Source organism: Bacillus cereus group sp. MYBK101-2, assembly GCF_051918845.1.
Classification (GTDB): Bacteria; Bacillota; Bacilli; order Bacillales; family Bacillaceae_G; genus Bacillus_A; species Bacillus_A paranthracis.
Genome location: NZ_JBQAIE010000005.1, coordinates 166,325 through 184,556, shown reverse-complemented (window position 1 = coordinate 184,556; position 18,232 = coordinate 166,325). Strand labels below are relative to the sequence as shown.

The window sequence follows — 18,232 nt, the reverse complement described above, 5'->3', positions numbered from 1 at the left end:
GTTTAATCATAAATTTTTTCAACAGCCTGCATTTTCTTCACTTTTTCCTCTGCTCCGCTATTTGCATTAATGAAGATTTGGTATGTATCTTTCCCTAATGTACCTACAAATTCATAGCAAAGTACTTCATTATGCAGATCATTTACTACGACAGCTTTACGTTCTTCCATAACTTTCACATCTGGATTAATTTTCTTTCTTGCTTCTGCTGCAGTTAGCTTTGCCGAAGGGATTGTTCGTTTTTGATGTGATGCTAAATATTCTTTCGCCGAAAATCCGACGATAGAACCGTCATCTAAAGCAATTTTCATTTGAATTGCTTCAGGATAAATTCGTACGCCATTCTCATTTACTACATACGTAAATACTCCAACATTATCATATTGTGAGCTATCATAAAGCTCCATATTATGAAACTTATGGTCCTTTAAGAATTTCAAACCTTTACTTCCTGCATCGTTTAAACTAATTTTCTGTTCTTTAATTTCTCGATTATTCATAACCCAAATTGGATATCCGCCTTTTCCGGTAATATCCATATAAAACTCATTATTCGTTGCCTCGTCTTTAATTTTCACACTATAGAAAGATTCTTTCGCACCTTTTCCACTTTTCTCGACTTCTACTTTTTCATTTCCTTTTAAATTCAAGAACGATTTTGCGATTTTCGCCGCTTCATCTTTTGAAATTGCTTTTCCTTCTGCTTCAAATCCACCTTTTTTATTTTTTTGTGCACTTGTAAAGGTAGGTCCGAAGTTTGTAGATGAATACGATGTTACATTTTTTTCTACTGTCTTTAGTCCGTCAATAATTGTATTGTCGGCAGGATCACGATTGGATGCGAGTGCCATCTCAACATCCATCCAGCGTAAATTGTTTTTCAAAACAAGATGTTGCACTTTTCTTAGTTCATCTTGTATATTTCCGGCATTTGAGTATAAAGTTTGCAACGTTTTGTATTCTTGATCATTTAACGGCTCTTTTTCTAAATCACGAATAGCTGCACGGTAACTAAAATCACCGATATTCGCTAAAAATTCTTCCGTTTTATTAAAAGGCATTAACGTTAAAGGAAGTTGCCCTACATCTGAACGAGCTTCAGATGTTAATCTCCATACATCTGCTAATGCAGGTGATAAAGATGCACGTGAATTCATGGCAAGCGTTGTGCCAATTTTATCGTGCAATAAATCTACCTCGTACGCTAAATCGTGAAACGCACGTTGATAGCTATTTTCAGCCCGAATTAATACTGCATTCTTCTCTTGATGCTCTTTATAGCCCCAGTACCCTGTGCCGACTACACCGATTGTTAATAATACGATTATAATACCTCGTAACATAGTTCCACCTCCGCTCTATTTACAGAAAATATGTTTCCCGATCTTTTTAATTTGTGGACGAGTCCAAATCCATTTACTTGTTGCAGTATCTGGATTGAAATAATACAATGCGTTTCCTGTTGGATCCCATCCATTAATTGCATCTAATACAGCTTTTTTCGCTGTTTCATTTGGTGTTAAATATATTTGTCCGTCTGCTACCGCTGTAAATGCTCTTGGCTCAAAAATCACACCCGAAACAGTATTTGGAAATGATGCACTTGTAACACGATTTAAAATAACTGCAGCGACTGCAACTTGTCCTAAGTACGGCTCACCACGAGATTCTCCATATACTGCGTTTGCCATAAGCTGAATGTCGTTTTGGGAATAACCATTTGGAACATTTGTCCCTTTATTTTGAGGTGGTTTATTTTCTTGTGCTGTACCACCACTATTTCCTTTATTCGTTGTCGTTCCTTTATTAGCAATTGACTTATCATACTTCGTTGCCTTCACGAGCATTTGCTTCGTTTTAGCTCCGGCTAAACCATCAACAGGTAAACCGAATTTCTCTTGAAAATTTCGAAGTGCCCAGTATGTACCCCAGCCGAAAACTCCATCCACTTTTCCTGTATAAAATCCGTTATATTTCAAACGAGATTGCAGTTCAATGACATCTTCGCCAGATGCTCCCCTTTGAATGACTTGATTAGAAAAGGCTTCTACATTTTTTAGTTGTATACTACTGACCATGAAAGACAGTCCTATGAACGCAAGCAAAACTGCTATTTTAAAAACAGCTTTTTGGCGCATAATTTTCCCTCCTTAATTACGGAAATGATTTCTTGGTTATGTTTTGTAAAAGGCTCGCTTTTATGTAAAGAAGACAAAAAAATCCAAACTAATATCGTTGAAAAAGTATGTAAACAATATAAAAAAAGGTAAAAGGAGTTCATTATGAAAAAATTGTTAAAGCGTGTCGCACTCGTTATTCTGTTCCTAAAAATATGTTCAAATGTATATACAGGCTCATCAATTGTTCATGCGCAGCCGCCGTATGCGAAATGGGGTAAACTTGCTGTAGAAAAGACGAAAGAACAATACCCAAAAGCAGAGATTATTGATTACCTTCATATAGGTAGAAAACCGAAAACCGTTCAAATAACAGTTGAAAAATTCAAATTATGGTTACGTGAGGACGGAAAAGAATACGGTGTTTTTGTTGATGTAGAATTTGAGACGAAGTCTGAGAAATTTATAAAGGTGTCGTTCCAGAAGACGAGTAGATAAAATGAAAGAAACCCGGCTGTTATGAATTTAAACAGCCGGGTTTCTTTCATTTCTAAAATTTCGATTCCCTAAAAATTTTACCAATATACAAATAGCGCCAATTACAACTGCTATCCCTATACTGTATAAAAGTACTCTATCATATCCACCTATTCTCGGATCTAAAAACGGATAAGGATACCAATTCGCGATTGGACCACGTATTAAGCTATATAAAACATAAAAAAACGGGAATAAGAGCCAACTTGCGGCTTGTTTCCAAGTGATTTTCTTACTAGGCGGATTTAAAATCCAATCTAAAAGCATTGCGATTGGCATGATATAATGTAACACCGTATTTACCCATGGTATTGCGGTTTGAAGTGATTCTTCTAACCCTCTTAATAATAAAAAATAAATGAGTCCAGTCGTAAGTATGTATACAGTTGCTGCACCACGAAGTATACCAAACTGTTCTGATCGACCAAATGTAGCTGTTCCGATACTACTTAAAAGGAGAATACATGCAACTAAAATGTTACTTTCGATAGTGAAGAAACTAAAAAAGTTAACTGGATTGAACGGTTTCACTTGTGCCCGTATTATAAATTGCGTAATGATTGCACTAAATGCTAGAAGGCTTAAACATAGTCTAAATAGAGATAATGTTTTTACATCCCCCATACAGTCCCTCCTCTTCTCATACAAACTTATAATTCTCCTGTACATGCTCGATAAATAACTTTAATGGAACGAGCCCACGTTTAGGCATATGACTACTTATTACAGCAATGACCTCTAACTGCGGAATGATAACGATGTATTGCCCGCCATATCCCATAGCAAAGTACATATAGTACGGTATGTGAAATCTTTCGTTATTCAATACCCACCAGTGATATCCATACGCCCCGATATGTTCATACGTTTCAAATAGAGCCGTACTTGATTCTTCTAACCATTTTGATGATATGATTTCATTCCCCTGCCAATATCCATTCTGCAAACATAATATACCGAGCTTTAATAAATCTTTAGACTTCATTTTCATTCCGAAGCCGCCGACATGTATTCCTTGCGGATCTTGCTGCCACTCATATTCGGTAATTTCTAATGGATCAAATACATATTTTTTCGCAAACTGTTCTGTCGGCATTCCAGTAACTTTTTGGATAATGTAACTAAGTAAATGCGAAGAGCCTGAGTTATAATTCATTTTTGTAGCCGGTTCTTCAATCATTGGTTTTTCTAATATATATTGCACCCAGTTCGCTGATTCTACAAAGTCATTCGGGAATACTACTCCATTTCCAAACTCTTTCCACTCCTCACCAGTAGTCATTGTTAATAAGTGATAAAGCGTCAAATCATGTTTTCCCTCAGGTACATTTCCAATCCACTCTGTAATAGGTGTATGTATATCATTTATATAGCCTTTATCAATTGCAATACCAATTAATAAAGATACGACACTTTTTGTAATCGAATTTATTTTATATAAGTTATTTGTACATTCGGGTGTTTTATAATACTCGGTTGTTAATTCCCCTTTTTGATAAACAAGAAATGTATTTACTTTTTTCTTTTCAAATTTATTTTTTAGCTGCTTGAAATCCAATACTTTACCTCCAATTAAATCATTACCTAATTTATTATATCTTGTAGCTTTCATTAAAACATACTTGGGTTCAAATAAAAAACAAACCTGCCAGTAATGAACTGACAGGTTTGTTTTTATAATTTCGTACGAACATTCCAAAGCTCTGGGAAGAAGCTTTGATCAAGTACTCGTTTTAAATAAGATACACCAGAAGAGCCACCTGTTCCCATTTTATGTCCGATAATGCGTTCTACTGTTTTCATATGACGGAAACGCCATTGTTGTAGCCAATCTTCAATATCGATTAATTTTTCAGCAAGTTGGTATAAGTTCCAATACTTTTTCACATCGGCATACACTTCAAGCCATGCCGCTTCTACCGTGGCATCTTCTTCATAAGGCTGCGTAATATCGCGATTCAACACATCTTTATGAATAGGGAATCCTTCCTTTACAAGTGCTTGAATTGCCACATCATACAAACTTGGTGCATGTAACGCTGTATAAAGTCGAGCGTGTAATTCTGGATCTTTTTCATAAATTTTCAATGCATGCGGCGTTTTATAACCAAGTGCATACTCAATCATACGATATTGATACGATTGAAAACCTGAAGCTTGACCAAGCGAGTCACGAAACTCAATGTACTCGGATGGTGTTAATGTTGCAAGAATATCCCAAGATTGAATAATTTGTGATTGAATTTTTGATACACGTGCTAACATTTTAAAAGCTGGTTGTAATTTGTCTTGTTTAATAGATTCAATTGCTGCGTTTAACTCATGTAAAATAAGCTTCATCCAAAGTTCGCTTGCTTGGTGAATAACGATGAACAACATTTCATCATGGTGGTCTGATAATCTCTTTTGAGAAGATAGTAAACTATCTAATTGTAAATATTCCCCGTACGTCATATTCTCTTTAAAGTCCGTATGAATCCCTTTTTCCATAATTACCTTTTCATTTTCTTTCATATTAGCCAAACTCCCCTTATATATATTTCTACTTATATTGGTCTAATAACTGCTCGAACTGGACTTCCATCTGCATCTGTTAAGGCAAGTGGTAATGCGATCAATTCATAATCACCGTCTGCTACGTGATCTAGTACGACATTTTCTAAAATGTGTATTCCATGTTTAAACAATTGATGATGCGCTACTAATTCTTTATCATCTAATGGATCAACTGATGGTACATCCACTCCGATTAAACGTATACCTTTTTCTGAAAGAAATGGTGCTATATCCGCACGTAAATGCGGGATTATATCTGGGAATTCATTCGCTTTACCATGTGAAGATGTACGTAACAACAAGCGTTCTACGCCTTCTAAATGAAATTTCTCTAATTCCTTTTTCCCAATGCTTTCAAGATTAGAAACGTCAATGATTCGCGTAGGTCCGACATAAACTTGGATATCTAAATCTAACACTTTCTTTCCATCATTATCAAAATGAAACGGTGCATCAATATGAGTGCCTGTATGAATACTCATCGTTAACTTTCCGACATTTACTGAGCCACTCTCTTCTTTTGACCATGAAACTTCATACGAGAACGGTGTATCCCCTGGCCAAGTAGCAATATCATTATTTAGAGGTTGTGAAATATCAATCCACTCTGATGTTTTCATACTTATGCCACAACCTCTCGCTTATTTTCAAATTGCTTATACTCTTCATCTTTCATAATTTTCTTTAAAATCATAACAGACTGCCATACTTCTTCGTACGTATTATATAAAGCAACTGGCGCAAGTCTCACTCCATTTGGCGCTCTAAAATCTGGAATTACTCCATTTGCTTTTAACGCTTTACATATACGTGCTGCTTCTGCATGCTCTAAATAAATATGCCCGCCTCGTTTTTCATCCTCTAATGGATTTCCAATTGTAAATCCAAAATCACTTAATTCATGAGCAATTAAATTAAGCATGTATCTTGTAATATGTAAAGATTTTTCACGTAAACGTTCTATACCAGCCTCTTTAAACATTTCAAGAGAACCGATTAACGGCGCTGTACTTAATACGTGAGGGGTACCAATTTGATATGCACCTGCATGGTCTGCTGCAGTTAATGTATGTTCCATATCAAACTGCTTATCTTTTCTAGAACTAAACCAGCCAGACAAGCCTGGAAGTCTATTACAATGTTTTTTATTTACATAAAGGCCAGCAACACCACCAGGTCCTGCGTTTAAGTATTTATAATTACACCAAATAGCGAAATCAACATCCCATTCTTTGAAATGATGCGGAATAGAACCGATTGAGTGACATAAATCGAACCCGATATGAATACCACGCTTATGCGCTTCCGCTGTTAAACGTTTCATATCAAGAATTTGGCCGCTTCTATACAGTACAGAAGGCAATAAAATTAAAGCGACATCATCTGTCATCGCATGAATAATATCATCTTCAGAAAGTGTTCTACCATCTCGACTCTTCACTCGTACTAAATGCTCATCTGGATCTAGGCCCTTTAAACGAATTTGACTTTGAAGTGCATATATATCTGACGGAAATGTTAATTCATCTGCAAGAATTTTTGTGCGTATTCCTTTCGGCTCATAGAAAGTTGCGATTACTTGATGAATATTCGTTGTCGTGGAACCGGTTACAATAGTTTCTTCTGGTAAAGCTCCAATAAGAGGTGCAGTCAATTCACCTAATTTCTCCGAAAGGAAAAACCACGGATGCTCACCCTCGGTCCAGCCGTCAATGCCATACTCTTTCCATGAATCTAGCAACGTAAGTAACGATTTCTCTGCTCTTTTTGAAAGTAGCCCTAATGAGTTTCCATCTAAATATATTGTTCCTTCTTTTTTATAAAATTCAGTTTGAAAATCTTTCAGTTCATCATGTTTATCACATTCAAGCGCATACTCATAAGTTGGTTGAAATGGTTCTTTATACATGGTGTCACCTTCTCTTAATTTTCTTTTTATTCTAACTAATTGAAATATATCACCTTAGTTGATATAACGTCAATGATATTATGTCAGTTGACTTTATATATGAATTTCTTTTACAATACAGTTATATTTTCAGATATTTCAGTATAAAGAGGTGATTCTTTGAAAAACACTACTCTTTCATCAAGAAAACACCGCTCCTTAGAAACTAAAAAGAAACTTTTACATTCCGGCTACATTGTTTTTATTAATAATGGATTTCAGAAAACAACCATTACACAAATTATTAAACACGCTGAAACCGGTTATGGCACGGCATATGTATACTTTAAAAACAAAGATGATCTTCTCATCGTTTTAATGGAAGATGTTATGAATCAATTTTATAATATCGCTGAGCGCTCTTTTTCGCCTCAAACGACAGAAGAAGCACGTACAATGATCCAAAATCAAGTTAAAGCATTTCTACAATTAGCAGAGAAAGAACGAGCAATTTTACAAGTTGTAGAAGAAGCAATTGGGTTATCAAAAGAGATACGTCAAAAATGGGACGAGATACGGGAACGCTTTATAAACAGTATTACGCAAGATATTACATACTCTCAAGAAAGTGGGTTAGCACATTCTAAATTGAATAAAGAAATTGTAGCACGTGCTTGGTTTGCGATGAATGAGATGTTTCTTTGGACGATTGTGCAAAATGATAAAAAGATCAACCTAGAAGAAATTGTGCATACATTGACGAAAATGTATACGACTGGTTTATATAAATAGCACACCTTCAATACATAAGGTGTGCTATTTTACATCTATAAAAATATATTATTTGGGTATGGTAGCGCTAAAGAAGGCTTTTCAGATAATGAGAAATATTGTAGTTTTAAAGATTCACCATCTATTGACTTCAGTTTTCCACTAGTAATTTCACATTCAAACACAACAACAATATATTCTACTTGATCTCCATTCGAATATGTATGACGGAACTCTTTCCCTCCAAATATCCCTTTTTGCTTTTTCACTCGTACTTTCAGCCCCGTTTCTTCCCAAACCTCCCGAACTACTGCTTCTTCTGGAGTTTCTCCAGGTTCAATTGCTCCAGCTGGCAAGCTCCAGTATTCTCCGCCAGGATATTGAAATAAGATTTCCCCTTGCTCATTTTTAATAACAGCAGCTACACTCGGTATAAAAATTAGTTCATGACCTAATTTCTCCCGGATTTGTTTATAATATAGCGACATCGACATATAATTCTCTCCCACTCCATTAATAAATAACTGTATTTTCTGACACCTATTGTATAATAATACCAATAACAATTTCTATATAGAAAGGATAAGAAAATGAACCAAGTACAACTAGTAAATAGCTTTCTATCATTTTTAGATACGACAAAACAGCCTACTAGCTTAAAGTTTTTAAATGAGCTTATTAAAGCTCATCAAGAAAAAATAAAATGGGAAACCCTCACTAAAATAATTGACTGGGAAAAGGGTAAGGAAACAGGTAATTATTTCCCTTCCATTGAGACATACATAAACCGTATTACAACAAAAGGTCTCGGGGGTACTTGTTGGACGCACTCAATTGGATTCCATTGGTTATTATCAAATCTTGGTTTTAATGTTCATTATATGTATATGGATCCCGGACATTTATGCTTACGGGTTAACTTAGACCAACCTTATTATGTTGATGTTGGTTATTGTGCACCTTTATTCCAAGCTTACCCACTTTATGAATCATTTCAAGTAAGTAATGTAAGAGAAACTTTCACTTATGAAGTCTCAAATAATAGGATTAAAATTACTAGAGATCCAGGTCCAACAAAAATCTTACATACAGATCCAATACATTTATCAAGTATGAAAGAACTCATTACAAAGTCTAACGATTGGTATACAGCCCCTGTATTAAAGAAAATTCAGATTTTCGGTTATATCAATGGTATTCCAACTTCTATTAATGATAATGTTTTAAAACGATATTTCCAAGGTAAGAAAAGAGAACAAATCATTACATCTTCTGAACTTAATTATTGGATAACAGAAAGATTTTGTATTGATAAAGAAATGTATGAAAAAGCTATTGAGGTTTTCAATAAAAAATCTTTAAACAGTAAAAGCGTTACTCATGAGATTGAGTAACGCTTTTACCTTCATACATATCTTTAATATTAATCTTCTTTATGATAAGCAGCTTCTACACATTCTGCTAGACGCTCAATTTGTTCCATAGTTAAACCTCGTGAAATCCAGCCTGTTAACTTATACATAATTTTATAGTAAAGATTACTAGGTTCATATTCTGAAATTAATGTCAGTGCTGTACCCTCCTCATCTTCTTCTAACATATAAGTCATTGCCGAATAACCTTGCTTCATTTCACTGCCAAGTGAAATAATATGGGGTGCATCGTATTCAAGAATTTCTACTTCTGCCTCCAATATTTTCTTACCGACTTTTTGAACAGAAATATATTTATCTCCTACACGTGGATTCTCTTTATCTATATTTGAAGGATAGCGATTTTCTATCATAAATGTATTCCATTCTTTTATTTTTTCATCTTCTATTATGTAGTCACATACAACATCCATTGGTGCTTTTATTACTATTTCAATTGCAAAACTCATTATACTGCCCCTCTCAAATACCCTATCCATTTCTATTTAACTAAATCATTATGCCATATTTTATATAGTGAAATACAAGTGGAATTTTAATTTTTATTACGAGAATATTTATCGTAATAAGGAAAGCATGAATAAGTCATTTAAATACTTATTCATGCCAAATATTTTACTAACGATACAACAATTAAATATAGCGCAACGAGTAGTAAAACGATACCCACACTTCTATTTTCTTTATTTTTAAAATTTTGCACCCCTAAACTACCTAACATAAACCCTAAAAGCGTTTGTAAAATTAACATACTCAGTTCCGAAGTATCATTCCAACTATAAATAGAATACCCCATTATAATAATTGCAAGTAAAACAGTTACGATCCTATTCATACGCAAATCCTCCCTTTTTAAAAAGAAACCGCTAAGTTTCCTTAGCGGTTTTATTAACAATTTATATTTATAAAAAGTGCTTTTCATGAATTTGATATAAGTCAAAAGAATTTCCTGGTCAATATAACTTCGCACGTTAGCCCACTTTTTCTTTATCCAGTCTACTCACAATTCCAAAAATAAATTTATATTCAATCCTCCTTTTTTTAACCTTTTTAAACCCTTCTTTCGTATCTAAAATTAAACACGTTTTTCGAAACCACACTCGTACATATAAAGACTCAAAATAAATAGGTTTTATAATTCCTCGTTCTTCAAATTCAGTTCCATCTTTATTTTCAGTTTCTGTTCGAACGAACCACCTATTTCCTATACCAATTTCAATATACTTCACATAAGTCCCCCTTTCGGAAATTTATTTTCAACTATTTTATTATTTCCCCGGTAAGCGCACATTCCGACAGAACATGAGCCCACAAAGAAAAAGTAGATTACAAAAATCTACTTTATAACTTATATTTTTGCATTCGTTTATAAAATGTACTTCGAGGTACATCTAACAGTTTTGCAGCTAACGAAACATTTCCGTTCGTCTTTTCTAGCGCTTCAATCATGCTATCACGCTGTATTTTTTCACGGAAATTTAATGTTTTCTCTGTTTTATTTTCTGCTTGCAATTCAAAATGAGGTTGATTTCCCATCATTGTTTGTAATAAAAAAGAGATTTGTTTTTCGCATATTTCTCGTCCTTGCGACAAAATGTAAATGCGTTCTAATACATTTAATAATTCTCGAATATTTCCGGGCCATGTATGCTGTGAAAACTGATTACAAATGCTCTTCGGAAATGCAACATTCCAATTCTTTCGTTCACAAAAATGTTGTATGAAGTAAGGAATATCCTCTTTTCTTTCTATTAACGATGGAACATATAGTGGATAAACATGTAAACGATAATATAAATCTTGGCGGAACTTGCCTTCCTCAACTAATCGCAATAAATCTTTATGTGTCGCAGTAATAATACGAATATTTACTGGTATCTCTTTTGAACTGCCAATTGGGGTTACTGTTCGTTCTTGTAAAACACGCAATAATGCGACTTGCATCTCTGGCGGCACTTCACCAATTTCATCTAAAAATATTGTCCCTCCGTCTGCTTGTTCGAATTTCCCTTTATATCCGTGGCGCCGCGCACCTGTAAATGCACCTTCAGCATAACCGAACAATTCACTTTCCATTAATTCTTTCGGTAATGAACCACAGTTAACAGCTATAAAAGGGCCATTTTTTCTTGGACTATTTTCATGAATCGCTCTCGCTACATATTCTTTCCCTACACCTGTTTCACCACAAACATATACACTTGCGTCAGTTGGTGATACGAGCTTAATTTCTTCTAAAGTATGTTGAAATGCACTGCTTGTCCCAATTACTCCAGGAAAAGTGATGCCATTTATAAATGGGGACGTTGAAAATGATTTTACTTGTTTATTTCCCTTTATATAAATACATTTCCCAATCATTCTATTATTACTGTATACTGGAACTTCTAATTTAGTTTTCAATCCATAGTGCATTAAATCTTCAAGTTTCATCCGTGACCAATTACATACTCGTTCCCGAACCCTCTTGCTTGCAGAAACGATAACATTACGATGATTACAAATTACAACTTGTTCATCACTGTCAATTACATCTAAAAAACGATGGATTAAATGTAATTCATTTTGATGCACTCGAATACTACATTCACGTTCAATCGCATGTGCAATCGAAGTTACCATCCCGAGCATATACGGATGGGAAAATTCAATGGGACAAGAGAAATCTAGAACTCCAATTAATTTCCCGTCATCATTATGAATGGGAGCAGCCGCACAGCTCCAGCTATGAGATGCGACAGAATAATGCTCTGTACCACTTATCATAATAGCCTCTTCAATCTCAAGCGCTGTTCCTATCGCATTTGTACCAACAGCTGCTTCCGTCCATTTCACACCTTCAATGAAGTTAATATGTTTTGCTCGTTTCAATGTTTGTTCATTTCCACTTAACGATAGAACATAACCATCTGGATCAATTAATAATGCCAACATTTGCAGTTCATCAATGGTTTTTCTCATATTTTGTATTTGAGGTATTGCTATATCGAGGAAGATTTCACTCTTTTTCTTTTGATCTTGAAAAACTTTAGAAGACAAAATTTTCTGACCTTTATTCATATGAGGATTCACATTTGCTTGTTTACATCGATGCCATGACTCTGAAATTCTCTCGTTCATACGGTTCGAATCAAGGACCCCTTCATCAACAAACTTTTTCCATGTATGTAAGTAAAACGGTGAAGCTAACATTGTATCATCTCCCTATTCATTGTTTTGGAGATCTGTAAAAACATACCTTTATTATAAAACTGAATAAAAGCGTTTTCAATAAAACTAGAAAGACGACACAAATATGTTAATAATTTGAATATCTTAATGCACTTCTTTATTCTTTTTTAGTAGCACTATGTTTTGTATAATGGACGCAAAGAAAATACATAACCAAAACCACATTTGTGGATTACCGTTTATAAAGAAAATAATTACGGCTATTGCAAATAAAATTGTGGATGCTACACTAAAATATAATTTTGTTTTCATTCCCACTATCTCTCACCTCTCTATCACTTTACAGTACATACTAACTCTTCGTTTTTCATCTCTACTATGTACTCCTGTAAAACATATTCCCTTCCGCCATGTTTTTCATACCATTCATGTATTTTTCTAATATGCTTCTCGTCATTTCTAATCTTTGATTCTATTTCTTTATACTGTTCATAACTATCATATTCCCATATGGCAAACACTTCAGTCGTACCATTCTTATTATCTTTCATCCAGCGTCCTATTAGCCTAGAGCCATGCTTTAACTGATTAGGTAAGTTCGTATGATTGAAATGATCATTAAAAATTTTAATAAATTCATTTTTTACTATATAGTACTTTCTTCTATAAAACATACATTTCCACCTCTTTAATGAACAGACTCAAATACACCTTCCCATTACAACCGTATTATAATACTTCCCATCCGACAGCCTTTTATCATTTTTTAAAATACCTTCTACTTCAAAACCTAATTTTTTATATAGCTGAATGGCTTTTTCGTTTGTCTCTAATACTTGTAATGATATCTTTTTAATCTCATTTTCATCAGCCCAATGAATAGATTGTTGCATGAGACTCTTCCCGATTCCATATCCCCAAAACTCTCTTAAAATACAAACGCCAAACTCTACTTTATGGGATAATTTTTTCAAATTTGACCCTTCACATCTTGAAAACCCTACGATTTGGTTGTGCACTTCTGCAACTAAAAAGAGATTCTTCACCTCTTCACTATCTGCTTTTATTATTTTTTGAAAACCTATTTTATCTATAAATCCCTCTCCAGCTTCTCTATCCATATTTTCAGTTTCGCCATCGATCTGAACTCTAATCTTCGATAATTGCTCCGCATCCGTTTCAGCTGCTGAACGAATTGTGTAAGTTAATCCATTTATGTGAAACTCTTGTTCTTTTATAATCATTTTAAACTCCTTTTAAATGCAATCTATTGATGCTATCAAAATTTCTTTGCCTTGTTTCTCAAATTGTTGAATTATTTCTTTAGGAGCTTCTTCATCTGTTATTATAAGTTCAATTTCTCTCAGTGACTCTCCTTTTATAAAGCAATCTCTTCCAAGTTTAGTATGCGGAGCTAAACAAATATTTCTTCTAGCAATTTTACTTACTGTTTTTCCAAAATAAGCAACTTCCGGCGTGGCAGTACTTATACCATCCAATGAAATGCCGCCACCTGTAGAGAAATACAAATCAATAGACAATCTATTGATCATTTCAGAGGCAAGTGTATCTGTCATATTTCCTGATGATTTCACCTTTCCACCAATTAAATATGTTTCTACATTCTTATACTCCCTTAACTTACTAGCAATTTCTAAAGCATTCGTAATCACTGTAAATGATGTTTCAGGTAAATATTTTAACATGGCATAATGGATAGAAGCTCCACCAATAAAAACGGAATCTCCTTCTTGTATGTAGGATGCAGCAACTTTCGCAATCGCTTCTTCACCTAGTGAACTATCACGATAACATTTCGATGGTTCAGCAGTTAAATTTTTTACTCTAGTAAGTTCGATTGCACCTCCATGTGTTCTTTTTAACAAGCCATCCTTCTCCATAATAGACAAATCTCTTCTTATAGAATCAATAGACATATCGAAACTTTCCGCAAGATCTTTAGCAATTACCCTTCCATTTTTCTTAAGTAATTCTAAAATTTTCTCTCTGCGCTCTTCAGTAAACATGTATCCACCGCCGTCATTGAAGATTCTGAAACTTTATCTTTATTTTAATTATATGCATGTCTCTTCCGTGTTACAATATTTTTAATTCTTGTTCACTCTGTTTTATTCAGCTTTCTCCCTCTTTCTATTCCATTAACTTGACAACAAAATAAATGCATATTTGCATATTCTGCAAATATGCTTCCATTTCCTTTCCTATTCATGTAAAATTATTCCTATGTTTTACTTTTTAACACAGAAAGGAATTATTATGAAATCTATAATGAAAGTAACTTGTACAGCACTATTATTTACAGGACTTATGGCAGGATGTAGTGGGAATACTGCACCGAAACAAGAAAAGAGCGCTCTTGAAAAGAATGCAATGCACTATGGGGAAATAGTTAAAAATGAATACTATAGAGCAACTGTTGAAAATGCTAAATTCGAAAAAATAGACAAAGAGTGGCGTCTCACAGCTCGTGTTACTATAAATAACGCTCGTGCTGACGGACAAACGATAGATCTTTCAGAAATAAAATATTTCATAAAAGATGAAAAAACGGGTAAAAAATACGAAGGTGAAGTTATACAAAATGAAAATGCTAAAAAGGTTCCATCTGAGTTTTCTTTAACTACCGATATTGTATTTAATATGAAAACTTCACCAAAAGATTTAAATAATATGTATTTATACATAGATAGCAAATCTGCGCCGTTAACAGATACATATTGGAAACTTGATAATTTAGCATCTAAATAAAAAAACAGTCTTATAAGACTGTTTTTTTGTTTGTAAAGTTATAAAGTTTACTAGTTACCTATCTTAAGCAATACATCTTTTGCACAAATCGTCACTTCTTCAAATGGGCAATCAAATAAAACGCCCAATTCGAATCCTTCATTCGTAAGATTTATCTCATGACTTAACCACCAAGCACCTTCAAAATTTTCCGGGATAGAACATTTCGTTACTCCTGTAAAAGTTGCTTGTAGTTTATCAAATTCACTGAAAGTACCACTGCAATCTAAAGTTATAATTAGCGTAGCTTCTGATTTTTTCTCCACTGATTTGACTACACTGTCATGTAGTGAGTATTCATGTAGTTGAACGACATTCTGCGCGAGCTTTTCTTTTATAGAATTATAATTATCTATATAGGCTTGCTCTAAATCATTCATTCTTTTCTCATAATCTTTTGTCCACTCAAGCATAAGTCTCTTTAATTTTTCCGTTGGGTATTCTGAATTAATTGTATTGTCATGAATGTATGGATGCAGTGATTTAGGGAGGAACTTTAATAAATCTTCTTTCTTTTCTTCCACGTCTTCTCTTAAACTTTGCTTATAATCCACTCCTACCTTTTCGCTCTCTCGCAACATCTCTTCCCATTCTTCTACTGTTTCTGGGAAATTTAAAAAACCAGATACTTGCATTTCTTTATACCAATCTTTATTAAAATACTTCAAAGACTTCCCCCCTAAAACATTTTAACATCCAACAAAAGCGATATATCTATTTATTATATCATTCCAATAACTATTTTTTCTAAAGAAAAAATGCAAAACTGTAAATATTCCGCCTTTTATTTCTAAAACTTCAGAATATTTACAATAGTTGATAATTAGAATACATTTTACTAGTACAAATATTCACCTGTACAAAAATCTAAACAAAAAGGGATGGTTATATGTTGAAGAAATTAGTAGCAGGGACATTAGTAGCTGGATTTGCATTAACTGGGGGACTAGGTGCAGTAAGCGCTGAAGAAAAAAGTAACACAATTAAGTCTTTTGATTATTTAAAAGTGGATGAACAGAATGTTAATTCTCTTACAAAATTAAGTGATCAAGATAAGAAAGACATCCAAATTACTATGGTATTACCAGAGCAAAATGAAAATGGAGATTGGCTAGCTTATGGTTTTACTAGCCGCGAAACATTAGATGCTTATATTGAAAAGGATAAAAAAGTACTTAAAAATAAAATTAATCCTTTAGGTAGCGGTGCTGGTAGTACTGATTTTTATGAACATAAAGATAAAGGTGGCCAATATATTTACTGGAGCAGCGGCTTTAAAAACTTACCATCTAGCTGGAACGACAGAATTTCCTCTGTAAGTACAGCATCGCCTTCAGCAAGTTATTCAACGACACTTTGGGAGCATACTTCTACACAGGGATATGGAAAAGGTGTTGTATTTAAACATGCTGATTGGTACGGTAAAACTGCTAATTTAGCTGCTGATTGGAACGATATTACTTCAGCGATTGACGTAAAAAAATAATAGGATATTCAATTTTTTCTGTAAAAATGCAAACCACTATTCTCTTATTCATTTAGAGAATAGTGGTTTATTATATTTTCATTTAAGCATGTACAGCATGTCCTACAGCTTGCAATAACGCTTCATGAATCGCTTCAGATAAAGTTGGGTGCGCTGCAATATAATCTCTCATTATATCAGCGGTAACTTCTGTATGAATCATTACAGTTCCTTGTCCAATCAGTTCAGTTGCATGTGGACCAATAATAGAAATCCCTACAATTTCTTGATATTTTGGTTCCACAATAACTTTTACTTTCCCCGTTTGTTCTCCAATAATAAGCGCTTTTCCATTCGCTGTAAAAGGAAATTCGCCAATTTGTATGTCACCGTACTGCTCTTTTGCATCTTTTTCTGTTATACCGACGCTAGCAATTTCTGGAGCGGTATAAATACAGCGAGGTACAGCATGGTAGTTTACTTTTACATCTTCTCCACTCGCGTGTAATGCTGCCGTCGTTCCTTCATGGAATGCAACGTGAGCAAGCTGGATTCCACCAATCACATCACCTGCTGCATAAATATGTGATACATTGGTTTGCATATGTTCATTCACAGAAATTCCTTTATTTGAATATTGAATGCCTGCTTTTTCTAAATTTAATTGTTGTACACGTGGTTTTCGGCCGACAGAAACGAGAACAAATTCTGGATTAACTTCTTGGATACTTCCTTCATATTCAAATGAAGCCTGCTTCTTATAATTATTTAATCCTTTTAAAGCTGCTCCTGTAAATATTTCTACACCATCATTTTCTAGTTTCCCTCTTAAAATGTGTGAGATATCTTCATCTTCACCTGGTAATAATTGCGGTGCCATTTCAACAATCGTAACTTTTGTTCCAAGACGACTATAAATACTTGCAAACTCGCATCCTATTACACCACCGCCAACGATTAATAATGATTTTGGTATATAATCTATGGACATTGCATGGCTGCTATTTAAAATCCACTTTCCGTCAAATGGAGCAAAGGGTAATGCAGTCGGTTCTGAACCTGTCGCTATAATGAACTGATCTCCATCTACTACATCTTCTTTATTACCGTTTGTAACTCGAACACGGTGATCCGTTTCAAATTTCGCTTTACCTTGTATAACTTTTATTTTATTTTTCTTCATTAAATATTGAATTCCTTGGACGAGCTGCGTTACGATTTGTGATTTCCTCGCCTGCATTTGCTTCCAATCAATTGATATACTTCCATTATTGAGTGTAACTCCATAATGATTCGCTTTTCTCACAATGTCATGCACTTCCGCACTTTCTAACAATGATTTTGTAGGCATACACCCAACATTTAAACAAGTCCCGCCAAGATCAGCTTCATCAATAAGAGTGACATCTTTTCCATTTTGAGCTGCGGTAATTGCCGCTACATAGCCAGCAGGTCCGCCACCAATAACGACTAGTTTACTCATTCT

23 protein-coding genes are annotated in these 18,232 nt (G+C 34.2%); 5 read left to right on the top strand and 18 right to left on the bottom strand.

What is annotated here, in order from left to right; translation table 11 throughout:
- Positions 1 to 2: 2 nt before the first annotated feature.
- A complete protein-coding gene (ypeB, locus tag ACTFSI_RS13375) occupies positions 3 to 1,343 on the bottom strand; it encodes a germination protein YpeB (RefSeq protein WP_410560756.1) in 1,341 nt (446 codons plus the stop codon).
- A gap of 15 nt (positions 1,344 to 1,358) precedes the next feature.
- Complete coding sequence (gene sleB / locus ACTFSI_RS13370; RefSeq protein ID WP_138321908.1) at positions 1,359 to 2,138, bottom strand: spore cortex-lytic enzyme; 780 nt, start codon at positions 2,136 to 2,138, stop codon at positions 1,359 to 1,361.
- Between the two features lie 144 nt (positions 2,139 to 2,282).
- Here sleB and ACTFSI_RS13365 point away from each other — a divergent pair, with 144 nt between their 5' ends.
- Complete coding sequence (locus ACTFSI_RS13365; RefSeq protein ID WP_440045427.1) at positions 2,283 to 2,615, top strand: DUF3889 domain-containing protein; 333 nt, start codon at positions 2,283 to 2,285, stop codon at positions 2,613 to 2,615.
- Positions 2,616 to 2,642: 27 nt separating this feature from the next.
- Here the strand turns inward: ACTFSI_RS13365 and ACTFSI_RS13360 are convergent, their stop codons facing one another.
- The 5 genes from ACTFSI_RS13360 to kynU all read right to left on the bottom strand — a co-directional run bounded on the left by ACTFSI_RS13360 (position 2,643) and on the right by kynU (position 7,119).
- The gene (locus ACTFSI_RS13360) at positions 2,643 to 3,278 is read right to left on the bottom strand and encodes a Pr6Pr family membrane protein (protein ID WP_000503066.1); all 636 of its coding nucleotides are present in this window, start codon (positions 3,276 to 3,278) and stop codon (positions 2,643 to 2,645) included.
- A 16-nt stretch (positions 3,279 to 3,294) separates the two neighbouring features.
- Positions 3,295 to 4,212: a serine hydrolase domain-containing protein gene (locus ACTFSI_RS13355; protein ID WP_138321907.1), complete on the bottom strand. Its 918-nt coding sequence runs from the start codon at positions 4,210 to 4,212 to the stop codon at positions 3,295 to 3,297.
- Between the two features lie 116 nt (positions 4,213 to 4,328).
- The gene (gene kynA / locus ACTFSI_RS13350; protein WP_138321906.1) at positions 4,329 to 5,168 is read right to left on the bottom strand and encodes a tryptophan 2,3-dioxygenase; all 840 of its coding nucleotides are present in this window, start codon (positions 5,166 to 5,168) and stop codon (positions 4,329 to 4,331) included.
- Positions 5,169 to 5,200: 32 nt separating this feature from the next.
- Positions 5,201 to 5,830 carry an arylformamidase gene (kynB, locus tag ACTFSI_RS13345; protein WP_138321905.1) on the bottom strand — a complete coding sequence of 210 codons (630 nt, stop codon included), beginning with the start codon at positions 5,828 to 5,830 and terminating at the stop codon, positions 5,201 to 5,203.
- A gap of 2 nt (positions 5,831 to 5,832) precedes the next feature.
- Positions 5,833 to 7,119, bottom strand: a complete 1,287-nt coding sequence (gene kynU / locus ACTFSI_RS13340; RefSeq protein WP_044792197.1) for a kynureninase — start codon at positions 7,117 to 7,119, stop codon at positions 5,833 to 5,835.
- A gap of 159 nt (positions 7,120 to 7,278) precedes the next feature.
- Here kynU and ACTFSI_RS13335 point away from each other — a divergent pair, with 159 nt between their 5' ends.
- On the top strand, positions 7,279 to 7,890 hold the full coding sequence (locus ACTFSI_RS13335) for a TetR/AcrR family transcriptional regulator (protein WP_000799594.1): 612 nt from the start codon (positions 7,279 to 7,281) through the stop codon (positions 7,888 to 7,890).
- 35 nt (positions 7,891 to 7,925) lie between these two features.
- On the opposite strand, the gene ACTFSI_RS13330 is transcribed toward ACTFSI_RS13335, so the two are convergent.
- The gene (locus ACTFSI_RS13330) at positions 7,926 to 8,363 is read right to left on the bottom strand and encodes an NUDIX hydrolase (RefSeq protein WP_000062939.1); all 438 of its coding nucleotides are present in this window, start codon (positions 8,361 to 8,363) and stop codon (positions 7,926 to 7,928) included.
- A gap of 96 nt (positions 8,364 to 8,459) precedes the next feature.
- On the opposite strand from ACTFSI_RS13330, the gene ACTFSI_RS13325 reads away from it, so the two are divergent.
- Positions 8,460 to 9,263 carry an arylamine N-acetyltransferase gene (locus tag ACTFSI_RS13325; RefSeq protein ID WP_138321904.1) on the top strand — a complete coding sequence of 268 codons (804 nt, stop codon included), beginning with the start codon at positions 8,460 to 8,462 and terminating at the stop codon, positions 9,261 to 9,263.
- Between the two features lie 29 nt (positions 9,264 to 9,292).
- Here the strand turns inward: ACTFSI_RS13325 and ACTFSI_RS13320 are convergent, their stop codons facing one another.
- From ACTFSI_RS13320 to ACTFSI_RS13285, 8 genes are all read right to left on the bottom strand, one after another.
- Complete coding sequence (locus ACTFSI_RS13320) at positions 9,293 to 9,751, bottom strand: SRPBCC family protein (RefSeq protein ID WP_000006424.1); 459 nt, start codon at positions 9,749 to 9,751, stop codon at positions 9,293 to 9,295.
- Between the two features lie 152 nt (positions 9,752 to 9,903).
- Positions 9,904 to 10,137, bottom strand: a complete 234-nt coding sequence (locus ACTFSI_RS13315) for a YczI family protein (RefSeq protein ID WP_138321903.1) — start codon at positions 10,135 to 10,137, stop codon at positions 9,904 to 9,906.
- A gap of 136 nt (positions 10,138 to 10,273) precedes the next feature.
- Complete coding sequence (locus ACTFSI_RS13310) at positions 10,274 to 10,531, bottom strand: DUF3977 family protein (protein ID WP_000873851.1); 258 nt, start codon at positions 10,529 to 10,531, stop codon at positions 10,274 to 10,276.
- A 112-nt stretch (positions 10,532 to 10,643) separates the two neighbouring features.
- Positions 10,644 to 12,494, bottom strand: a complete 1,851-nt coding sequence (locus ACTFSI_RS13305; protein ID WP_440045426.1) for a sigma-54-dependent Fis family transcriptional regulator — start codon at positions 12,492 to 12,494, stop codon at positions 10,644 to 10,646.
- Positions 12,495 to 12,617: 123 nt separating this feature from the next.
- Positions 12,618 to 12,785, bottom strand: coding sequence for a hypothetical protein (locus tag ACTFSI_RS13300; RefSeq protein WP_078383688.1), 168 nt, complete (start codon positions 12,783 to 12,785; stop codon positions 12,618 to 12,620).
- A gap of 23 nt (positions 12,786 to 12,808) precedes the next feature.
- A complete protein-coding gene (locus tag ACTFSI_RS13295) occupies positions 12,809 to 13,147 on the bottom strand; it encodes an NIPSNAP family protein (protein ID WP_000499968.1) in 339 nt (112 codons plus the stop codon).
- Positions 13,148 to 13,174: 27 nt separating this feature from the next.
- A complete protein-coding gene (locus ACTFSI_RS13290) occupies positions 13,175 to 13,717 on the bottom strand; it encodes a GNAT family N-acetyltransferase (protein ID WP_138321901.1) in 543 nt (180 codons plus the stop codon).
- Between the two features lie 12 nt (positions 13,718 to 13,729).
- Entirely contained in the window at positions 13,730 to 14,500 is a 771-nt protein-coding gene (locus ACTFSI_RS13285; protein WP_138321900.1) for a DeoR/GlpR family DNA-binding transcription regulator, read from the bottom strand.
- A gap of 250 nt (positions 14,501 to 14,750) precedes the next feature.
- Here ACTFSI_RS13285 and ACTFSI_RS13280 point away from each other — a divergent pair, with 250 nt between their 5' ends.
- A complete protein-coding gene (locus ACTFSI_RS13280; protein WP_000836197.1) occupies positions 14,751 to 15,242 on the top strand; it encodes a hypothetical protein in 492 nt (163 codons plus the stop codon).
- 50 nt (positions 15,243 to 15,292) lie between these two features.
- On the opposite strand, the gene ACTFSI_RS13275 is transcribed toward ACTFSI_RS13280, so the two are convergent.
- Positions 15,293 to 15,949 (bottom strand): DUF4085 family protein, encoded by a 657-nt coding sequence (locus ACTFSI_RS13275; protein ID WP_000873326.1) that lies wholly within the window; start codon positions 15,947 to 15,949, stop codon positions 15,293 to 15,295.
- 221 nt (positions 15,950 to 16,170) lie between these two features.
- Here ACTFSI_RS13275 and ACTFSI_RS13270 point away from each other — a divergent pair, with 221 nt between their 5' ends.
- On the top strand, positions 16,171 to 16,767 hold the full coding sequence (locus ACTFSI_RS13270; RefSeq protein WP_000914444.1) for a hypothetical protein: 597 nt from the start codon (positions 16,171 to 16,173) through the stop codon (positions 16,765 to 16,767).
- An 82-nt stretch (positions 16,768 to 16,849) separates the two neighbouring features.
- Here ACTFSI_RS13270 and lpdA read toward each other — a convergent pair whose 3' ends face one another.
- A complete protein-coding gene (gene lpdA / locus ACTFSI_RS13265) occupies positions 16,850 to 18,229 on the bottom strand; it encodes a dihydrolipoyl dehydrogenase (protein ID WP_000041194.1) in 1,380 nt (459 codons plus the stop codon).
- Positions 18,230 to 18,232 lie beyond the last annotated feature (3 nt).